Genomic DNA, 1,837 nt, shown 5'->3' with positions numbered 1-1,837 from the left:
CCGCCGCCCACCGAGCGGTCGGCCGGCCGCGCCCACCGGCCCAGGACAGCAACCCCGCCACCACCGGCGCGCTGCCCAGGGCGATCACGGTGGCCACCGCCACACCGGTGCGCGCCACCGCCGGGTAGAAGGTCACCGGGTAGCCGGCCACCGCCAGCGCGCCCAGCGCGAGCCGCCGCCGCTCCCGCCCGGTGCAGGCCGCCGGCAGCGACCGGGCGCCGCGGGAGGTGAGGAACAGCAGCAGCCCGCCCAGGGCCAGGCCCGCGCAGCCGACGGCCGGGGCGGGCGCACCGGCCGGGGCCAGGGCGCTCGCGGTGCCGGTCGTGCCCCACAGCACGGCGGCGGCCAGGACCGGCAGCGGCCCGGCGAGCAGCCCCGTGCGGGAGCGCCGGCCGGTGTCGCCGGGCGGGGCGGTGGTGCGGTGGCGCATGGTCGCGGGACCCCGTCCGTCGTCGGGCGCTGGCGGCTGACGGTGCTGGTGCACCCGCGGCGCGCCACGCCGGGTGCTGGTGGGTCGAGGCGGCGCGTCGGGCGGCAGGTGCAGCGCAAGTGTCACCGGCGGCCGGCCGGTGGGCCCGCCCGCACCACCCCGCGGCAGGTCCCGCCGGCGCCGCCGGGCACCATGGCGCCCGCCAGCGCCGCCACCCGAGCCAGGAGGACACCGTGCCGCACTTCGTCGCCACCTACGCCTACACCGACGACACCGCCGCCCGCGACGCCACCCGCCCCGAGCACCGGCGGTACCTGGCCTCCCTCGGCGAGCGCCTCGTGCTGTCCGGCCCGACGGACGCCGACGGGGCGGTGCTGGTGTTCGAGGCCGGCTCGGCCGCGGAGGTCGAGGAGATCCTCGACGCCGACCCCTTCACCCGCGACGGGATCGTGGCCGCCCGCACCCTCGTCGGCTGGAACCCCGTCCTCGGCAGGCTGCACCCGCAGCTCTGAGCATCGCCCCTGCAGCGGCGCCCCGCGCCACCCCGGACCGTGACGGTCGGTGACGGCCCGGGGTGGCGGCGTCCGGACGGGTGCCGCCGTCCGGCTGGCCGGGTGACGCCGCGCCACCGCCGGGCCCGCACCCCGGCAGGCTCCGGTGGTCCCCGCACCCACCCGGAGGAGTGCCGTGAACCCGCAGCCGACCGCCTCCGACGCGGGGTCCAGCGTGCTGGAGCTGCTCGCCGCGGCGGCGGTGCTGTCCCTGCTGACCGCCGTCGCCGTGCCCGGGTACTCCGCCCACGTCGCCGCCGCGCAGGCCGTGGCCGCGGCCGGCGACGCCCGCAACGCCGCGCTGCTCGCCGAGGTGGCGGCGCTGACCGAGGGCAGCTACCCCGACGCCGTGCTGAGCGCCGACGTCCTCGCCGACCCGGCGGCAGCGGCGGCGCTGCCCGCCGACCAGCGCGACGCCCACGGCACCGCCGACGTCACCGACCGGGTGTGGGGGGTCGCCGCGGGCCCCGGCGGCGCCCCGGCCGGTGCCTGCGTCCTGGCCCGCCACGAGCGCGCCGGCACCTACGCGCTGCACGACACCTCCACCGGCCCGGTGGCGCGGGGCTTCACCGCCGCCGACGCCCCGCGCACCGGACCCGGCGGGGTGCTGGCGGCGTCCGCCCCGTGCGGGCGGCTGGCGGCGGCGTGGGGCGCCCACGTCGCCCGCGGCACCTGAGCGGCCCACCCGGCAGCGTCACCGGGCCCGGCGGGGCTTGCGACACTGGGCGGGTGACGACGCACCCCTCCACCACCCCCGCAGGCGCACCCGGCCCCGTCGAGGTGCCCGTCGCGCCCCGGCCGGCGGCCGCCGGTGTCGGCAGCGGCCCGGCCGGCGGGGCCGGGCGGGGGCTGGGGG

3 protein-coding genes are annotated in these 1,837 nt (G+C 81.6%); 2 read left to right on the top strand and 1 reads right to left on the bottom strand.

What is annotated here, in order from left to right; translation table 11 throughout:
* Positions 1-430, bottom strand: a 430-nt coding sequence (locus ABEB16_RS22580) for an EamA family transporter (protein ID WP_345714383.1), incomplete at its 3' end; no start/stop codon positions are given.
* A 233-nt stretch (positions 431-663) separates the two neighbouring features.
* Between ABEB16_RS22580 and ABEB16_RS22575 the strand changes: the two genes are divergently transcribed.
* Positions 664-942 (top strand): YciI family protein, encoded by a 279-nt coding sequence (locus ABEB16_RS22575; protein WP_345714382.1) that lies wholly within the window; start codon positions 664-666, stop codon positions 940-942.
* A gap of 175 nt (positions 943-1,117) precedes the next feature.
* Entirely contained in the window at positions 1,118-1,657 is a 540-nt protein-coding gene (locus ABEB16_RS22570) for a hypothetical protein (RefSeq protein WP_345714381.1), read from the top strand.
* Positions 1,658-1,837 lie beyond the last annotated feature (180 nt).

It is taken from the genome of Kineococcus glutinatus (assembly GCF_039542765.1).
In the GTDB taxonomy this organism is placed as follows: Bacteria; Actinomycetota; Actinomycetes; order Actinomycetales; family Kineococcaceae; genus Kineococcus_A; species Kineococcus_A glutinatus.
Note: the sequence above shows the minus strand (reverse complement) of the source record. Positions and strands in the feature narration are given on the sequence as shown.